At 70.1% G+C, this 16,653-nt stretch carries 14 protein-coding genes and 2 tRNA genes; 11 read left to right on the plus strand and 5 right to left on the minus strand.

From position 1 onward, the window contains the following. Positions 1–19 precede the first annotated feature (19 nt). The 3 genes from Q5425_RS17545 to Q5425_RS17555 all read right to left on the minus strand — a co-directional run bounded on the left by Q5425_RS17545 (position 20) and on the right by Q5425_RS17555 (position 3,517). On the minus strand, positions 20–907 hold the full coding sequence (locus Q5425_RS17545) for a hypothetical protein (protein ID WP_308673317.1): 888 nt from the start codon (positions 905–907) through the stop codon (positions 20–22). 162 nt (positions 908–1,069) lie between these two features. Beyond that, positions 1,070–2,410: an AarF/ABC1/UbiB kinase family protein gene (locus Q5425_RS17550; RefSeq protein WP_308673318.1), complete on the minus strand. Its 1,341-nt coding sequence runs from the start codon at positions 2,408–2,410 to the stop codon at positions 1,070–1,072. Positions 2,411–2,470: 60 nt separating this feature from the next. Further along, positions 2,471–3,517: a hypothetical protein gene (locus tag Q5425_RS17555; RefSeq protein ID WP_308673320.1), complete on the minus strand. Its 1,047-nt coding sequence runs from the start codon at positions 3,515–3,517 to the stop codon at positions 2,471–2,473. A 230-nt stretch (positions 3,518–3,747) separates the two neighbouring features. On the opposite strand from Q5425_RS17555, the gene Q5425_RS17560 reads away from it, so the two are divergent. Beyond that, positions 3,748–4,257, plus strand: coding sequence for a M48 family metallopeptidase (locus Q5425_RS17560; protein ID WP_308673321.1), 510 nt, complete (start codon positions 3,748–3,750; stop codon positions 4,255–4,257). Positions 4,258–4,449: 192 nt separating this feature from the next. Here Q5425_RS17560 and Q5425_RS17565 read toward each other — a convergent pair whose 3' ends face one another. After that, positions 4,450–5,832 (minus strand): zinc-dependent metalloprotease, encoded by a 1,383-nt coding sequence (locus Q5425_RS17565; RefSeq protein ID WP_308673322.1) that lies wholly within the window; start codon positions 5,830–5,832, stop codon positions 4,450–4,452. A gap of 203 nt (positions 5,833–6,035) precedes the next feature. Here Q5425_RS17565 and Q5425_RS17570 point away from each other — a divergent pair, with 203 nt between their 5' ends. After that, positions 6,036–7,040, plus strand: a complete 1,005-nt coding sequence (locus tag Q5425_RS17570) for a PDZ domain-containing protein (protein WP_396135185.1) — start codon at positions 6,036–6,038, stop codon at positions 7,038–7,040. On the opposite strand, the gene Q5425_RS17575 is transcribed toward Q5425_RS17570, so the two are convergent. Next, complete coding sequence (locus Q5425_RS17575) at positions 7,037–7,588, minus strand: PPA1309 family protein (protein ID WP_308673324.1); 552 nt, start codon at positions 7,586–7,588, stop codon at positions 7,037–7,039. The two genes, Q5425_RS17570 and Q5425_RS17575, sit on opposite strands and share 4 nt — an antisense overlap. A gap of 149 nt (positions 7,589–7,737) precedes the next feature. Between Q5425_RS17575 and Q5425_RS17580 the strand changes: the two genes are divergently transcribed. The 9 genes from Q5425_RS17580 to Q5425_RS17620 all read left to right on the plus strand — a co-directional run. After that, on the plus strand, positions 7,738–10,734 hold the full coding sequence (locus tag Q5425_RS17580; protein WP_308673325.1) for a UPF0182 family protein: 2,997 nt from the start codon (positions 7,738–7,740) through the stop codon (positions 10,732–10,734). A 67-nt stretch (positions 10,735–10,801) separates the two neighbouring features. After that, positions 10,802–10,875 (plus strand) — tRNA-Met (locus tag Q5425_RS17585). Positions 10,876–11,384: 509 nt separating this feature from the next. Beyond that, positions 11,385–11,458: transfer RNA gene (locus Q5425_RS17590), tRNA-Met, on the plus strand. A 412-nt stretch (positions 11,459–11,870) separates the two neighbouring features. Next, entirely contained in the window at positions 11,871–12,371 is a 501-nt protein-coding gene (locus Q5425_RS17595; RefSeq protein ID WP_086852689.1) for a PadR family transcriptional regulator, read from the plus strand. A gap of 63 nt (positions 12,372–12,434) precedes the next feature. After that, positions 12,435–13,532: a peptide chain release factor 2 gene (gene prfB / locus Q5425_RS17600; RefSeq protein ID WP_308673326.1), complete on the plus strand. Its 1,098-nt coding sequence runs from the start codon at positions 12,435–12,437 to the stop codon at positions 13,530–13,532. Between the two features lie 111 nt (positions 13,533–13,643). Continuing rightward, positions 13,644–14,333 carry a cell division ATP-binding protein FtsE gene (ftsE, locus tag Q5425_RS17605; RefSeq protein ID WP_086683549.1) on the plus strand — a complete coding sequence of 230 codons (690 nt, stop codon included), beginning with the start codon at positions 13,644–13,646 and terminating at the stop codon, positions 14,331–14,333. Positions 14,334–14,394: 61 nt separating this feature from the next. Beyond that, positions 14,395–15,288, plus strand: a complete 894-nt coding sequence (gene ftsX, locus Q5425_RS17610) for a permease-like cell division protein FtsX (RefSeq protein WP_308673327.1) — start codon at positions 14,395–14,397, stop codon at positions 15,286–15,288. A gap of 44 nt (positions 15,289–15,332) precedes the next feature. After that, positions 15,333–15,815 (plus strand): SsrA-binding protein SmpB, encoded by a 483-nt coding sequence (gene smpB, locus Q5425_RS17615; protein WP_308673328.1) that lies wholly within the window; start codon positions 15,333–15,335, stop codon positions 15,813–15,815. Continuing rightward, positions 15,812–16,653: amidohydrolase family protein (locus Q5425_RS17620; RefSeq protein WP_308673329.1), on the plus strand; the 842-nt coding region annotated here is incomplete at its 3' end. The genes smpB and Q5425_RS17620, both read left to right, overlap by 4 nt.

Raw genomic sequence — 16,653 nt, forward strand, 5'->3', positions numbered from 1 at the left:
GGTTCTCGTCTCGGTGGCGTCAGGCGGCGTCTCCCAGCGGGGTCGTCGGGATGGCGCGGACCCGGGGGCGGGGCGTGCGGGATGCCTCGGCGAACGCCCGGGCCAGCTCCTGGGCCACCTCCTGGGGGACCTGGCGCAGCTGGCGGACCGTGCAGCGGACCAGGATGATCCCCGTGGCCGCCAGGGCCAGGTGGCTGAAGCCGCCGCCGGGGCCCGGGGTGCAGCGGTACTGCCAGGCCAGGCCCAGCTCGTCCCACCATGCGTCGGCGTCGCCGAGGCGGCGGCCGCGGCGGTCGCAGATCGTCATGTCCCAGCTCGGGGGCGGGAGGTGGGACAGGTCCAGCACGCGCGCCGCCAGGCCGTGGGCCTGGATCGAACGCTCGTCGAGCTCGCGGAGCACCCTCCGGACCGCCGCCGTGCCGCGTTGGGGGCCTGCGTCGAGCTCCGTCAGCAGCTCCTGACGGTCGCACAAGCCCCAATAGAGCGGCAGCGTCAGCCAGTGGCGGAGGCGAGCCGGGTCGGATTCGGACCTGGCCAGGTCCAGCGTCGCCCTGGCCGGCGGGGCGAACGGCAGCCCGTCGACCACGACCGGGGCCGGCAACCGGGCCGTCCGTGCGAGGCGGACGCCCTCGCACGCCACCACCCGGCAGTGGGTGGGCACCAGCAGCCGGATGTCGCTCGATGCCGGGCACTTCACGCCGTGGGCCTGCAGCGCGTCCGCGCCGGTGATCACCACCCCGGGCCCGTAGCGCGCGAGCGCGGCGTGCAGCAGCTGCTGCCGCGTCGGGGCGGCGTTGCGCAGCAGGACGACACCGGGGTGCAGGCGGCGCCACGGCCCGCCGGGGCCGCAGAGCCGCCGGGTTCTTCGGTCGGACACCCCCGCCCGGCGTAGCTGTTCGAGGTTCATCACCTCAGAGCCGCCGGGATTACGAAGGGCGAGCGGGTCAGTGCATTGAGTAGCAGTCATGCATCGAGCATGGCGGCTCGGCCAACCGGGTGGAACCCCGTCCGCCGCAGCTGTGGACAACTCGGCGGAATCCGTCCGTTCGTGGGCCCGCCTGTGGACAACTCAGGTGGCGAACCCCGGCTGCCAGCGCTCCACGATGCCGCGGGCGGGAATCTCCGCGTCGAGCTGGCAGAGGATGCCCGTGGACCCCGCGGTCACCCGGTGGATCATCAGGTACTCGGGCGGCAGGTTGAGCGAACGCCCGACCCGGAAGTCGTTGCCGCGGCTGTCGCCGACCCGCCCGGCCTGCTTCTGCATCCAGCGGCGGGTGAAGTGGAACGTCGGCGCGGCCAGCGGCTCGGTGAACGGCGCGAGGTAGGAGAGCACCTCCGCCGCGGTCAGGTCGCTGTCCGGCCGGATGAACCGGTTCTCCCGCAGCAGGCGCATCAGGTCGGTGGACTCGCCGTCGAGGGCCAGCCGCGTCATCTCGCCCAGGTGGCGGGGGATGCCTTCGGGCAGCCGGGCGACGCCGCCGAAGTCGATGACGCACAGCCTGCCGTCTTCGGTGATCATGAAGTTGCCCGGGTGCGGGTCCGAATGCAGCAGGTGGACGCGTTCGGGGGAGGAGTAGTGGAACTCCGCCAGCAGCCGGCCCGCCAGGTTCCGGGTCTCGCGGTCGCCGTCCGCGATCACCTTCGACAACGGCGTGCCGCTCGCCCATTCCGTCACGACGACCTTCGGCGCGCTGGCGACCACCCGCGGCACGAGGATGCCCGGATCGCCGTCGAACGCCTTCGCGAAGGCGCGCTGGTGCTGGGCCTCGGCCTGGTAGTCGAGCTCCTCGTTCATCCGCTCGGAGAGCTCGGCCAGCAGCGGCTTGACCTCGGTGCCGGGCACGAACGCCTGGAACAACCGGCTGAACCGCTGCAGCTGCCGCAGGTCGCTGCGCAGAGCCTCGTCGGCGCCCGGGTACTGCACCTTCACCGCGACGGCGCGGCCGTCGTGCCACACCGCGCGGTGCACCTGGCCGATGCTCGCGGCCGCCGCCGGTTCGTCGTCGAACGACGCGAACCGGCTGGTCCAGGTCCGGCCCAGCTGCTCGGCGAGCACCCGGTGGGTCTGCCGGACCGACATCGGCGGCGCGGCGGCCTGCAGTTTCGTCAGCGCTTCGCGGTACGGCTTCGCCATGTCGTCCGGCACCGCCGCCTCGAACACGCTCAGCGCCTGGCCGAACTTCATCGCTCCGCCCTTGAGCGTGCCGAGCACCTCGAACAGCTGCTCGGCGGCCTTCGCCGACAGCGTCGCGTTCACCTGCTCGGCGCTCTGGCCCGCGAGCCTCTTGCCCCAGCCGCCGACCGCCCGGCCGGCGATGCCGAGCGGGAGACTGGCGAGCTTGGCGGTACGGGCGGCACCCTTGCGCGGCATCGCGGCGTCACGATCGGCTGGGTCGCGGAAGTCGGTCACACCAGCGATTCTGCCCTGCGGTTCCCGCGGCGCGCAGCCTGCGCGCGGCGTCTCGGTGGGTTACGTCTCCAGGATCACCTCCCGCGCGCCGCAACGGCACCGCGGGTGCGGCGGCCAGCCGCGGTGGCGGATGCGGCCGTCGAAGGCGTCGATCTCGAGGGTCGCGTTCCACGCCGGCGGGGCCGGCTCGCCGGGGGAGAGCAGCCGCATGGCCTGGGCGACGGCCAGCGACGCGCAGGACTGGACGGCGCCGAGATCGGGCCGCTGGTGCCGGCCGGCGAGCTGCCCGGCGACGCGCGGCCAGCACGGGTCGAGGTCCGTGCGGTGCAGGTCGGCGCAGCGCAGGCACGAACTGCGGCCCGGCACCACCAGCGGCCCGACGATGCCCGTGCCGTCGCGGACGCGCGCCGCCAGGTGCGGGACGCCGTCCGCCATCAGCTCGGCGACGAGCTCGGGAGCGGGCACGACGGCGTCGGTGAGCAGGGCCAGGTCCGGGTACCGGTCGTGCAGGCGGGTGACGCGGACCTCGGAATCGACCCGGCGGAGCAGGTCGCCGAGCGCCTGCCGCCGGCACCGGCCCAGGTCGGCGTCGGTGAAGCCCGAGCCGAGGTCGTGCTCGGTCACCGTGCCGGACACCTGCAGCTCGACGTGCCCGATGCCGGCGTTGGCCAGGAGCACGGCGGCCGCCACCGCCACCCGGCCCTCGCCGTACACCGAGACCGCGGCGGCGCGCCGCCTGCCGGCCATGGCGGCCTGGTGGTGGCGGGCTCGCAGCGACCAGAGGCCGGGCTCGCCGCGGCAGCCCGGGCCGTCGGGGCGGCCGGCGTCGGTGACCAGGCCGAGCGCGGTCAGCTGCCGCAGCAGGGTCCGCAGCTGGTCGCGGTGTTCGCTCTCGGCGAGCAGAAGCCGCTCGACGGGTTTGCTGCCGTCGAGGGCGCGCACCCGCGCGGCGAGGTCCGGGGACAGGTTTTCGACGATCACGCCGTGGCGAGGGTCGAGCCCGATCTGGATCTCGCGCGGGCCGCGTTCGAGCACGGTGAGGCCTGGGAGCAGGGCGGGATGGGCAGGCAGCAGGACCGGCGGCATGTCCGCGGTGTCGAGGATCATGTCCGCAGGATGGCATCCGGCGGTGACCGGGAGGCTCGCGAAAGCGCCGGAACGGCCGAGTTGTCCACAAGTGGAACCGGCTGTGGACAACTCGGGTCTGTGACCTCGAAGCGCTCGGAGTTGTCGGTGCCTGGCCTTACCGTTGTCGGGTGGTCGAAGCACGGATGCCCTCACTGAGAGGCCGGGGGGACACGAACCCCTCGTCGGACACACCCGGACACAAGGTCGAAGTGCGGCGCAGCCAGCGCCGGCACCGGACGGTCACCGCGTATTGGAACGACGACACGCTCGTCGTGCTCATCCCCGCGCGGATGACCAGGGCGGAGGAGAAACACTGGGTCGCCGAGATGGAGCGCAAACTGCAGCGCTCGGAACCACGTCGGCCGGCGTCCCCGAAGGCGTCGGACGAAGCCCTGCTGGCGCGCTGCGCGCTGCTGTCGGGCAAGTACCTGGGCGGCACCGCGGTGCCGGCGAGCGTCCGCTGGGTGCCGCCGATGCGCACGCGGTGGGCGTCCTGCACACCGGTCGACGCGACCATCCGGGTCAGCGACCGGCTGCGGAAGGTGCCCCCGTGGGTGCTGGACTACGTGCTGGTGCACGAGCTGGCGCACCTGCGGGAGCCCGGGCACGACGCGGCCTTCTGGGCGCTGGTGCAGCGGTACCCGAAGGCGGAACGGGCGATCGGGTACCTGGAAGGGCTGTCGGCCGCGGCCGGGTGGGGGATTTCCACCGAGGACTGAGCGGGTGATGGTGGCCGGGGCGACCTGCTTTTGGTGGGTCGCTCCGGCGGGTGCCGGGGAGCCGGTGGAGGGGAGGTCGGCGGAGGGCTGTGGTCATATCGGGGGCTTGGTCGCCAGGGCCCTCCGGACAGCAGAAGGCCGGTGACCCCGCCCCGACGTCGGGCGGAGGGCACCGGCCTTCCGAAACTCAGCTCAGGAGGTCTTGCCGCCCTCTTCCGATGGCGGCTCCTCCTCCTTCTCCTTCGCCCGCTCTTCGCGCTCCGAACGCTCGGCCTGCTCCGTGCGCTCCAGCTCGGCCATCGGGTCGAGGTCGTCGATCGAACCCGCTTCGCCCACTCGGTCGGCGAAGTCGATCGGCTCGTCCAGGTCCTCGGCCGTCGGCATCAGGTCCGGGTGGGACCAGAGGCCGTCTCGCTTTTCCGTGCCGTGGCGGTCGCCCACCAGCTTCCACAGGTTCGAAGCGTCCCTCATGCGGCGGGGCCGCAGCTCCAGGCCGACCAGGGTGGCGAATGTCTGCTCCGCCGGGCCGCCCGTTGCGCGGCGGCGGCGCAGCGTTTCGCGCAGCGCGTCCGCTCCCGGGAGACGATCACCGACCGCGTCGGCCACCACCACGTCGACCCAGCCCTCGACCAGGGCCAGCAGCGTCTCCAGGCGGTTCAGCGCCGCCTTCTGCTCCTCTGTCGTCTGGGGCTCCAGCAGCCCCGATGACATGGCCTCTTCGATGCTCGCCGGGTTCGCCGGGTCGATGCGGCCGGCCAGGGACTCCAGCGCCGACGTGTCCACCGAAATGCCGTGCGCGAACTCCTCGACCGTGGCCAGCAGCCGCTGGCGCAACCACGGCACGTGCGTGAACAGGCGCTGGTGCGCGGCCTCGCGGGCGGCCAGGAACACCAGGATCTCGCTGTTCGGCAGCTCCAGGCCTTCAGCGAACTTCTCGATGTTCGCCGGCAGCAGCGCCGACGTGCCGACCGGGGCCAGGGGCAAGCCGATCTCCGACGAGGTCAGCATCTCCGACGCCAGCTGGGCCAGTGCGTTGCCGAGCTGGGAGCCGAAGGCCATCCCGCCCATCTGGCCCATCATCTGCAACAGGGGGCCCGCGGCCTGCTTGGCCTCTTCCGGCAGCGCCTCCATCCAGGCGCCCGAAACCCGCTGGGCCACCGGGTCGCACAGCCGCTGCCACGTCGGGAGCGTCTTCTCCACCCAGGACCGCGGCGACCAGGCGACCGTCGACGTCGCGCCGGCCGGGTACACCGTGGCCGCGTCGAGCCACAGCTCGGCCAAGTGGGCCGCGTCACGGACGGCCGCGTTCGCGTCGTCGCCGCCGCGGAAGCCGAGCTTGCTCTCGCCGGTGTTGCCCTCGCTGCCGAGGGTCTGCAGGGCGATCTGCTTGGCGAGGTCGTAGTTCACCGGCCCGCTGGAGGTGCCCGCCTGGCTGAGCATCTGGCCCAGCTGGCTCAGCATCTGCCCGAGCTGGTTGAAGGCCTCGGCGCCGGACTGCTGCCCGCCTTCCGAGGGGTCGTTCTCACCTCGTTTGTCGGGATCGGAAGGTCCGAAGCCGAACGGGGGTTTGCTCATGTGTCCACCGTACGCGGGTCGGCGGTCCTCGAGCGCGTCAACCGGACCCATGTGCGTGGCCTTCACCGGGAAGCGAACGCGGTCACCGTACGCTGTCGGTCGTGACGAAGTCCTCCGAGGAGACCGCCCCCGCGAAGAGCGCCCCGGAACCGGCGTCGGAGCCGGCCGGCGAGGCCCGCCGGATGACCCGCCGTGGCTGGACTCTGGTGGTCAGCGGCTCGCTGTTCCTGATCTTCGTGGTGCTCGGCTCGGTCGTGCCGGTCCCGTTCGTGGCGATCAGCCCCGGCCCGACCTACGACACGCTCGGTCGCGACGCGGCGGGCAACCCGGTCATCCAGGTCGCCGGGCACGAGACCCACCCGACCACCGGCGAGCTGCGGATGACGACCGTCTCCCTGCACGACGGCGTCACCCTCTTCCAGGGCCTCGGCTTCTGGGCCAGCGGCCGGTACGCGCTCGCCCCGCGCGAGGAGTACTTCAAGCCGGGCGAGACGAACGAGCAGGTCAAGCAGGAGAACATCCAGCAACTGCAGGACTCGCAGACCAACGCCCAGGTCGCCGCCCTGCGCAAGCTGGGCTACCCGATCAAGGTGGTGGCGAAGCAGATCGTCTCCGGCAGCCCGGCCGACCACGTGCTCTCGCCCGGCGACAAGCTGATCACCGTCAACGGCAAGAAGATCGTCGAGGCCGCCGACGTGCGGGCCGCGCTCACCGGCACCCTGCCCGGCCAGACCGTCCAGATCACCTTTCAGTCGGACGGCCGGCCCGAGCGGACCGTGCCGCTCACCCTCGCCGCGCGCCCGGACCGCAAGGAGGGCTTCATCGGCCTCACCGCGGTCGACCGCGCCGACGCGCCCTTCACCGTCAACATCTCCCTGCAGGACGTCGGCGGCCCGTCGGCCGGGCTGATGTTCACCCTCGCCATCATCGACCGCCTGCAGGCAGGCGACCTCGCCGGCGGACGGCACATCGCCGGCACCGGCGAGATCACCGAGACGGGCGAGGTCGATCCGATCGGGGGGATCTCGTTCAAGGTCGTCGGCGCCCGCGAGGCGGGTGCCACCGACTTCCTGGTGCCCGAGCACAACTGCGCCGAGGCCAAGACCACCGCGCCCGCCGGGCTCAACCTCATCAAGGTGTCCACACTGGACGACGCGCTCGCCCAGCTGGCCAACCTCAAGGCGGGGCGGCCGACGGCCTCCTGCTAGGGCAGCAGCGTGGCCTTCAGCGCTTCGACCAGATTCGGGGCCAGATCGGGGCTTTCCACGATCTCGTCCATCGTCTCGTCCGTGCCCTCGGCCGTGCCGATCCCGCGCAGCCGCATGACGCAGGCACCTTCCCCGTCGCGCACGACCGCCGCCACCAGGCGGGCCTCCGTGCGCTGCGGGTGGTCGGCGGCCGCGCGGCGCAGGCTCTCGGCGTCCGCCTCGGCGATGTCCGGCAGCTCCGACTCCGAGCCCGGCGGCAGCACGATGATCTCCTGGGCCAGCGCGCACCCGATGACCAGGTCCGGCCACGCGATCCGGCCCAGCGCCTCGGCCAGGTCGCCCTCGGGCAGCGCCTCCTGGGCCACCGGCGTCAGCGGGTTCGCCCGGTCCAGCTGCCCGGCCAGCTCCGGCTGCTCGTCCAGCAGCGCCGCCGTCGGCACCAGCGCGAACAGCTGCGGCGGCTGGTCCCAGCCACCCGCGGCCATGAACTCCTCGATCTCACGGGCGAGCGCGGCCACGCCGGCCTGTCGCGCTTCGTTCGCTGCCATGCGCACATCGTGTCAGGTCGACCGGCGCGAACTCGCCGCGAGTCCGGTTTGGGCGGGTCCCGGGAACTTCACGGGGCATCCGTAGAGTTAGGGAATCAGGGGGCGCACGCGCCCCTGCTCAAGTGTTGACGAAGACAGGAGCGTGTGCCGTGGCGACTCGGCCCCCGGTGAGCCTGCCGAAGCTGTCCCGGCGGAGCCGGATCCTCCTCATCATCGCCGCAGTGGTCGTGCTGGCGTTGCTGCTCGGGGCCCGCCTCCTCGACACGTACGTCGATTGGCTGTGGTTCGGCGAAGTCGGCGCGCGGCCGGTGTTCACCACCCAGCTGATCACCCGCGTCGTGCTCTTCTTCGCCGTCGGGTTGCTCGTCGGCGGGGCGCTGGCGATCAGCCTGATGATCGCCTACCGCACCCGCCCGGTGTTCGTGCCGATCTCCGGCGCCGACGACCCGCTGGCGCGCTACCGCTCCGCGATCGTGGCCCGCATCCGCCTCTTCGGCGTCGGCATCCCGGTGCTCACCGGCCTCATCGCCGGCCTGTCCGCCCAGGGCGACTGGCAGGTCGTGCAGCTGTTCCTCAACGGCACCTCGTTCGGCCAGACCGACCCCGAGTTCGGCAACGACGTCGGCTTCTACGCCTTCGACCTCCCGTTCTACAACTGGCTGCTCGGCTGGCTGTTCATCGTCGTCGTCATCTCCTTCTTCGGCGCGCTGATCTCCCACTACGTCTTCGGCGGCATCCGGCTGGCGGGCAAGGGCGGCCAGCTCGCCGGCCCGACCCGCGCGCAGCTCGCCATCACCGTCGGGCTCTTCGTGCTGCTGAAGGCGGTCGAATACTTCTTCGACCGGTACAACCTGCTGCTGTCCGACCGCGCGTACCCGCTGTTCATCGGGGCCACCTACACCGACCTGAACGCGGTCCTGCCCGCCAAGCTGATCCTGCTGTGCATCTCGGTGATCTGCGCGGTCGCGTTCTTCGCCGGCGCGTTCCTCCGGAACCTGCAGCTCCCGGCCATCTCGCTCGTGCTGCTCATCCTGTCCGGCATCCTCGTCGGCGTCGCCTGGCCCGCCATCCTCGACCAGTTCTCGGTGAAGCCGAACGCCAACGAGAAGGAAGCGACGTCCATCCAGCGGAACATGGACGCCACCCGCCGCGCCTACGGCCTCACCGACGTCCAGTACCAGCCCTACGCGGGCAAGTCGGACGCCACCCCGGAGCAGATCAAGAGCGACACCGGGACGATGTCGAACATCCGGCTGCTCGACCCGAACATCCTGTCCGACACCTTCACCCAGCGCGTCGGCCGCGAGAACTTCTACGGCTTCCCGGCCAAGCTGGACATCGACCGCTACACCGTCGGGGGCGTGACGCAGGACTACATCGTCGCCGCCAAGGAGATCAAGACCGAGGGCCTGACCGGCAACCAGACCAGCTGGATCAACAAACACCTCGTCTACACCCACGGCAACGGCTTCGTCGTCGCACCCGCCAACACGATCGACCGCGCGGTCAAGGACGCCAACTCCGACGGCGGCTACCCGATCGCCACGACCAGCGACACGCAGAACCCGGCCGGGGCCGGCGCGGCGGCGGTCGGCCAGCGCGGCATCGAGGTCAAGGAACCCCGCATCTACTACGGCGAGCTCTCGGCCGCGGAATCCGACTACGCCATCGTCGGCGGCACCTCCGGCAACGCGCCCGGCGAGTACGACACCGCGACCGACCGCTACACGTACAAGGGCAACGGCGGCGTCGCCATCGACAACTGGTTCAACCGCCTCGCCTTCGCCGCCGAGTACGGCGAACGGAACATCCTGTTCTCCGACGCCATCGGCGACAACTCCAAGATCATGTACAACCGCGACCCGCGTGACCGCGTCAGCAAGATCGCGCCGTGGCTGACCCTCGACGGCGACCCGTACCCGGCGGTCGTCGACGGCAAGATCCAGTGGATCATCGACGGCTACACCACGCTCAACAACTTCCCGTACGCCCAGCAGACCCAGCTCGGCGCGGCCACCAACGACTCCCTCAACGGCGTCGCCCGGCAGGCCAACAGCTCCATCAACTACATCCGCAACTCGGTCAAGGCCACCGTCGACGCCTTCAACGGCAACGTGACGCTGTACTCGATCGACGACAAGGAACCGGTCCTCGACGCCTGGGAGAAGGTCTTCCCCGGGCTCGTGAAGCCCAGCTCCGAGATCTCCCCGGACCTGCGCGCCCACTTCCGCTACCCCGAGGACCTCTTCAAGATCCAGCGTGAGCTGCTGTCCCGCTACCACGTCAGCAACCCGCAGGAGTTCTACTCCCAGCAGGCCTTCTGGAGCGTCCCGCAGGACCCGACGGCCGAAGGCGGCTCGAACCCGGCCGCGGCCGGCGCGGCCAACCAGCCCGGCTACTACGTCCTCGCCGACACCCCGGGCCAGACCAAGCCGACGTTCCAGCTGACCAGCTCGCTGACCGGTCTCCAGCGGCAGTACCTGGCGTCCTGGATGACGGTGTCGTCCGACCCCGTCGACTACGGCAAGATCCGCGTCCTCCAGCTACCCAGCGCGGCCACCGGAGCCACCCAGGTCGACGGGCCCGTCCAAGTCCAGAACCGCTTCCAGAGCGACTCCCGCGTCGCCCAGGACCGCACCCTCTTCAACAACCCGAACGTCACCCCCATCTACGGCAACCTGATCACGCTCCCGGTCGCCGACGGCTTCCTCTACGTCGAACCCGTCTACATCCGGCAACGCAACCAGAACAGCTACCCGCAGCTGGCCCGCGTCCTCGTCTCCTACGGACCCAAGGTCGGCTACGGCGCCACCCTCCAGGAAGCCCTCGACCAGGTCTTCGGCGCCGGCACCGGCGAAGCCACCACCACGCCGCCCCAATCCGGACAGCCGACGACCCCGACCACCCCCACCGCCCCGACGACGGCACCGCCCAACAGCGGCGGCGGCAACGCCGCCCTCGACCGGGCCGTCGCCGACATCCAATCCGCCATCGCCAAACTCAAAGCCGCCCAGCAATCCGGCAACTTCACCGACCAAGGCGCCGCACTCGCCGCACTCGACGCGGCCGCCCGCGCCTACGAAGCAGCCAAGACCGCGGCCCCCGGGACCAGCACCCCACCCCCCAGCACCCAGCCCGGAGGGTGACGTCGGCAACGCAACGGGCACCTGCTTTGCACCCCCCGGAAACGAGGGCGTAAGGTAGGTGTCACGACGCGGGGTGGAGCAGCTCGGTAGCTCGCTGGGCTCATAACCCAGAGGTCGCAGGTTCAAATCCTGTCCCCGCTACAGAGGTTGGGAGGGGTGTGCTCGCGGAACGCGCGAGCGCATCCCTCTTTCGCATTTGCTCTGGGGGTCGAACCCCCAGGCCCCCGCCAGGGGGGCTTCGCCGCCCCTGGACCCCCCTGCGGTTGGTTGAGTGCCGGGTGAGCCACGGGTGAGCCCGGGGTGTCTGGGTGGGTTGAGGGCCTTGTGCATTCGTCACTGTCGCAGCGGGACACTCCACGCCAGTCGCATCTCGCATGGGAAAGCTGGCTCCGCTGCCGAAATCCCAGCCGAACCTCCGGTTGCCGAGGCGAGTCGTAGTCAGGACCTCGCGCCTCTGCCCGAGCAATGGTTGGCATGTTCGTTCGCTTGTGCATCTGCTCGGGCAGCTGTACGTCCACTCCGGCCGGTGGTGCTTGGGTCCTCAGTGGAGGTCGGGGGGCTCGTGGGGCGTAAGGGCAGGTCAGGGGGTTTTGGGACCCCCCTGTTAAGGCCTTGGGCGCTCCGTGTAATCTATTCAAGTACCACAACGGCGCGGGGTGGAGCAGCTCGGTAGCTCGCTGGGCTCATAACCCAGAGGTCGCAGGTTCAAATCCTGTCCCCGCTACGAAAAAGAGGCCGGTGTTCGCAGAATATGCGAACACCGGCCTCTTCGCTTTGTATTGGTGCTCCTATGCCCAAACCTCTGCCGCCGGGGCTTGGGGCCGTTGGATCCATCGTTGAGGACGTCCTTTGCTGCGGATCTCGCCATGTGGACGCTTGCGTCCCGTGGTTGCGGTGCGTGTCCGGGGTGCGGCAAGCCGGGGATGCCGCCCGCCGAACTCACCTGCCTGGAGGTTGCCGAGGCGGCCTGGATGCGTCTGGTTGGACCAAAGTTCACTGGGAGCGGTTGCAGAGCGTATTCAGGTCCACAGTGGACCTGGTCGCATTGGGCCGAACGAGGGGATCTCACTAGCCACAATGGACAGATCTGCTGACCACTGTGGACACAGCGGCCGATAAGTGGGAATCTAGGTGGCGTGTCCGAATTGAATGCAACAGCCGCCGCCCTGCTCGGTCTGCTCCACGACGGTCCCGCCACCGGCGGGCAGCTCGTCGCGGGAGCGGGTGAGCGATTCGGCGCCTTCTTCAGCGTCACCCGCAGCCAGGTGTACCGGGAGCTCCCGGCGCTGTCCAAAGAAGGTCTCGTCCGGCTCGGCAAGCAGGGCCCGCGCTCCAGCCAGCAGTACCTGATCACCGCCGCCGGCAAGAAGGCCTTCAAGGCCTGGCTGACGTCCGAGGCCGGCCCCGACCACCTGCGCAGCCCGCTCATCCTGCGGCTCGTGCACGCGGGGTCGCTGACCGCGAAGCAGCGCCAGTCGCTGCTCGAGTCGGCCCGGACGAGCTACAGCCAGCAGCTCGACGACGCCAAGGCGGCCACCAAGGCGGCCGAGGGGCCGTACGAGAAGGCCGTCGCCGAGTTCGCCCAAGCGCAGGCCAAGGCCGCGCTGAAGCTGCTCGACGCCATCCCCGCGGCCTGAGGTTCGCGCGCCCACGGCCGGTCCTCGCAACCGGCCGTGGGTTTTGCCGTAACCTTGACAAACGTGAGTGATGAGTTCGACGCGGCACTGAGGGACCTGACCGGCAAGCTGACGCAGATCGAGTCGGTGATGGACCTGGACGCGCTGCGTGCCCAGGTGGCCGACCTGGAACAGCAGGCCTCGAGCCCGAACCTCTGGGACGACCCGGAGGCGGCCCAGAAGGTCACCAGCCAGCTGTCCCACCGGCAGGGCGAGCTGCGCCGGGTCTCCGACCTGCGCCAGCGGCTCGACGACCTGGGCGTGCTGTACGAGCTCGCCGAGGCCGAGGGCGACTCCGGCAGCATGGGCGAGGCCGAGACCGAGCTCGCCGACCTCGGCAAGGCCATCGACGGCCTCGAGGTCCGCACCCTGCTCTCGGGCGAGTACGACGACCGCAACGCCGTCGTCACGATCCGTTCCGAGGCCGGTGGCGTCGACGCGGCCGACTTCGCCGAGATGCTGCTCCGCATGTACCTGCGCTGGGCGGAGCGCCACGGCTACCCGACCGACGTCTACGACATCTCCTACGCCGAAGAGGCGGGCATCAAGTCGGCGACGTTTACGGTGAGCGCCCCCTACGTCTACGGCACCCTCTCGGTCGAGCAGGGCACCCACCGGCTCGTCCGGATCTCGCCGTTCGACAACCAGAGCCGTCGTCAGACGTCGTTCGCACACGTCGAGGTGCTGCCCGAGGTCGAAGAGGTCGACCACGTCGACATCCCGGAGAAGGACATCCGGGTCGACGTCTACCGCTCGTCGGGCCCCGGCGGGCAGAGCGTCAACACGACCGACTCCGCGGTGCGCATCACGCACCTCCCGACGAACATCGTCGTCTCCTGCCAGAACGAGAAGTCGCAGCTGCAGAACAAGGCGGCCGCGATGAAGGTCCTCCAGTCGCGGCTGCTGCAGCGCAAGAAGGAAGAAGAGCGCAAGGAGATGGACGCGCTCAAGGACGGCGGCTCCAGCTGGGGCAACCAGATGCGCTCCTACGTGCTGCACCCGTACCAGATGGTCAAGGACCTGCGGACCGAGTTCGAGGTCGGCAACCCGCACGCGGTCCTCGACGGCGACATCGACGGCTTCCTCGAGGCCGGCATCCGCTGGCGGAAGCAGACCGCCTGATCGGCCGGGGAGTAAAGGGGCGACCGCTCACCGTACGCAAACGCCCCTTGCTCCACCCGGGTGGACCGGGCAACCGGGGCTTCACGAGACCGGTGGGTAGTATGCCGAATCGTGATCCGGCTCGAAGAGGTTTCCAAGGTCTACAAGACCTCGACGCGGCCCGCGCTCGAGCGGGTGTCCGTCAACATCGACAAGGGTGAGTTCGTCTTCCTCATCGGTCCCTCGGGATCGGGGAAGTCGACCTTCCTCCGGCTGCTGCTGCGCGAAGAGACGCCGAGCAAGGGCCGCGTGATGGTGTCGAACTTCGACGTCGCCAAGCTGGCCCGCCGCCGGGTGCCCCGCCTGCGGCAGACCATCGGCTGCGTGTTCCAGGACTTCCGCCTGCTGGCCAACAAGACCGTCGCGGAGAACGTCGCGTTCGCACTCGAGGTCATCGGCAAGCCCGCCCCGACCATCAAGAAGGTCGTCCCCGAGGTGCTGGAGCTCGTCGGCCTCGACGGCAAGGCGGACCGGCTCCCCAACGAACTCTCCGGTGGTGAGCAGCAGCGCGTCGCGATCGCGCGCGCGTTCGTGAACCGCCCGCTGGTGCTGCTCGCCGACGAGCCGACGGGGAACCTGGACCCCGACACCAGCCAGGACATCATGCTGCTGCTGGAGCGGATCAACCGCACCGGCACGACCGTCCTGATGGCCACCCACGATCACTCCATCGTGGACTCCATGCGCCGCCGAGTCGTCGAGCTGCAGCTCGGCCGGGTGATCCGCGACGACGCCCGCGGCGTCTACGGCATCGGTCGCTGACCGCCCACCCCGCACCGACGCTGCCCTCGACCGACCCCGACCCCAAGGACCTGCACCCGCCATGCGCGCCAGTTTCGTCTTCAGTGAGGTAGTCACCGGCCTGCGCCGGAACGTCACGATGACCATCGCGATGATGCTGACCACGGCCGTGTCGCTCGCCATGCTCGGCGGCGGCCTCCTCGCCGTGCGGACGATCGACAAGATGAAGTCCAACTTCCTCGCCGACGTCGAGGTTTCGGTCTACCTCACCGACGACATCAGCACGAGCGACAAGAACTGCACCCAGTCGCTGTGCCAGTCGCTGCGGACCTCGCTGCAGAGCAACAACGGTGTCGAGTCGGTCGTGTTCGAGAACCGCGACCAGGCCTTCGACCGGTTCAAGAAGATCTTCGAGAGCCAGCCGGAACTGGTCGCGCTCACCGGTCCCGAGTCGCTGCCCGCTTCGCTGCACGTGAAGCTGAAGGACCCGGACCGCAGCGACGCGATCGTGCAGGAATACGCGACCAAGCCGGGCGTGCGGAAGGTCGACGACCAGAAGAAGTTCCTCGACCGCGTCTTCAACGCCTTCAACGGCGTCCGCAACATGGCCTTCGGCGCCGCGCTCATCATGGCCATCGCCGCGCTGCTGCTGATCGCCAACACGATCCAGGTGTCCGCGTTCACCCGCCGCACCGAGGTCGGCATCATGCGGCTGGTCGGCGCGACGCGGTGGTACACGCAGCTGCCGTTCCTCCTGGAGGCGGTGGTCGCCGGCGCGGTCGGTGCGATCCTCGGGATCATCATGCTGGTCCTGACCAAGGTGAGCTTCCTCGACTCGGTGTTCACCGGCGACGTCTTCCCGAAGATCACCACGCTGGAACTGCTGTTCCCGGTCGCCCCGATCCTGCTCGGGGTGTCCGTGGTGATCTCCGCCATCACCGGGTACGTCACGCTGCGGCTGTACGTCCGGCACTGATCAATTCGCTGCTCGTCACCATCGGAATCACGTAGAGTGGTCGTATGCCCAAGGAACGTGGCCAGAAGGTGATCGTGTCGAACCGCAAGGCGCGGCACGATTACGCCATCCTCGACACCTACGAGTGCGGTCTCGTGCTCGTCGGCACCGAGGTCAAGAGCCTGCGCGAGGGCAAGGCGTCACTGGCGGACGCGTTCGCGACCGTCGACGACGGCGAGGTCTGGCTGCGCAACGTGCACATCCCGGAGTACACGCAGGGCACGTGGACCAACCACATGCCGCGGCGGACGCGGAAGCTGCTGCTGCACCGGCGGGAGATCGAAAAGCTCATCGGCAAGACCAAGGAGAGCGGGCTCTCGCTGGTGCCGCTGTCGATGTACTTCAAGGACGGCAAGGTCAAGGTCGAAATCGCCCTGGCCCAGGGCAAGAAGGCCTACGACAAGCGGCAGACGCTGGCGAAGCGCGACGCGGAGCGGGACATCAGGAAGGCCATGGGCCGCGCGCTGAAGGGCCGGTTCACGGAGTGACGCACGGCCCGGCTTCCGACGCGGACGTCGCTCGCTGGACGGCGTCGCTGGGCCTGCCGGGCCTGGTCGACCTGCACGTCCACTTCCTGCCGAAACCGGTGATGGACAAGGTCTGGGCGTACTTCGACCGGGCCTCGGCGCACTACGGCACCGAGTGGCCGGTGCACTACCGGACGTCCGAAGAGGACCGGCTCGAGACGCTGCGCTCCCTCGGCGTGACGCGCTTCGCGCCGCTGGTCTACCCGCACAAGCCCGGCATGGCGGAGTGGCTGACGGACTGGGCGCTCGAGTTCGCTTCGCGCGTCCCGGACGCGGTGCCGACCGGGACGTTCTACCCCGAGCCCGGCGCCGGATCCGCTGTGGACGGTGCACTGCGCGTCGGCGCCCGCGTCTTCAAGGCGCACGTGCAGGTGGGGGCGTACGACCCGCGTGACGACCAGCTGACGCCCGTGTGGGGCGCGCTGGCCGACGCCGGCGTCCCGGTCGTCGTCCACTGTGGACACGGTCCGTTGCGGGGCGACTTCACCGGGTTGTCGGTGTTCGGAGAGGTGCTGGCGCGGCACCCGAAGCTGACGGCGGTGCTCGCGCACGCGGCGATGCCGGAGTTCGGCACCGCGTTCGACCTGATGGCGAAGTACCCGCGGGTGCACCTGGACACCACCATGGTCGGGGTCCCGTTCGCCGAAGCGATGTCGCCGCTGCCGCCGGACTGGACGGCGCGGCTGGCCGGGTTCGCCGACCGCGTGGTGCTCGGCACGGACTTCCCGAACATCCCCTACCCGTACGCGACGCAGCTGCAAGCGATCGCCGGCTGGGCGGCAGCCGACGATCGCCTGGG

Source organism: Amycolatopsis sp. A133, assembly GCF_031082405.1.
In the GTDB taxonomy this organism is placed as follows: Bacteria; Actinomycetota; Actinomycetes; order Mycobacteriales; family Pseudonocardiaceae; genus Amycolatopsis.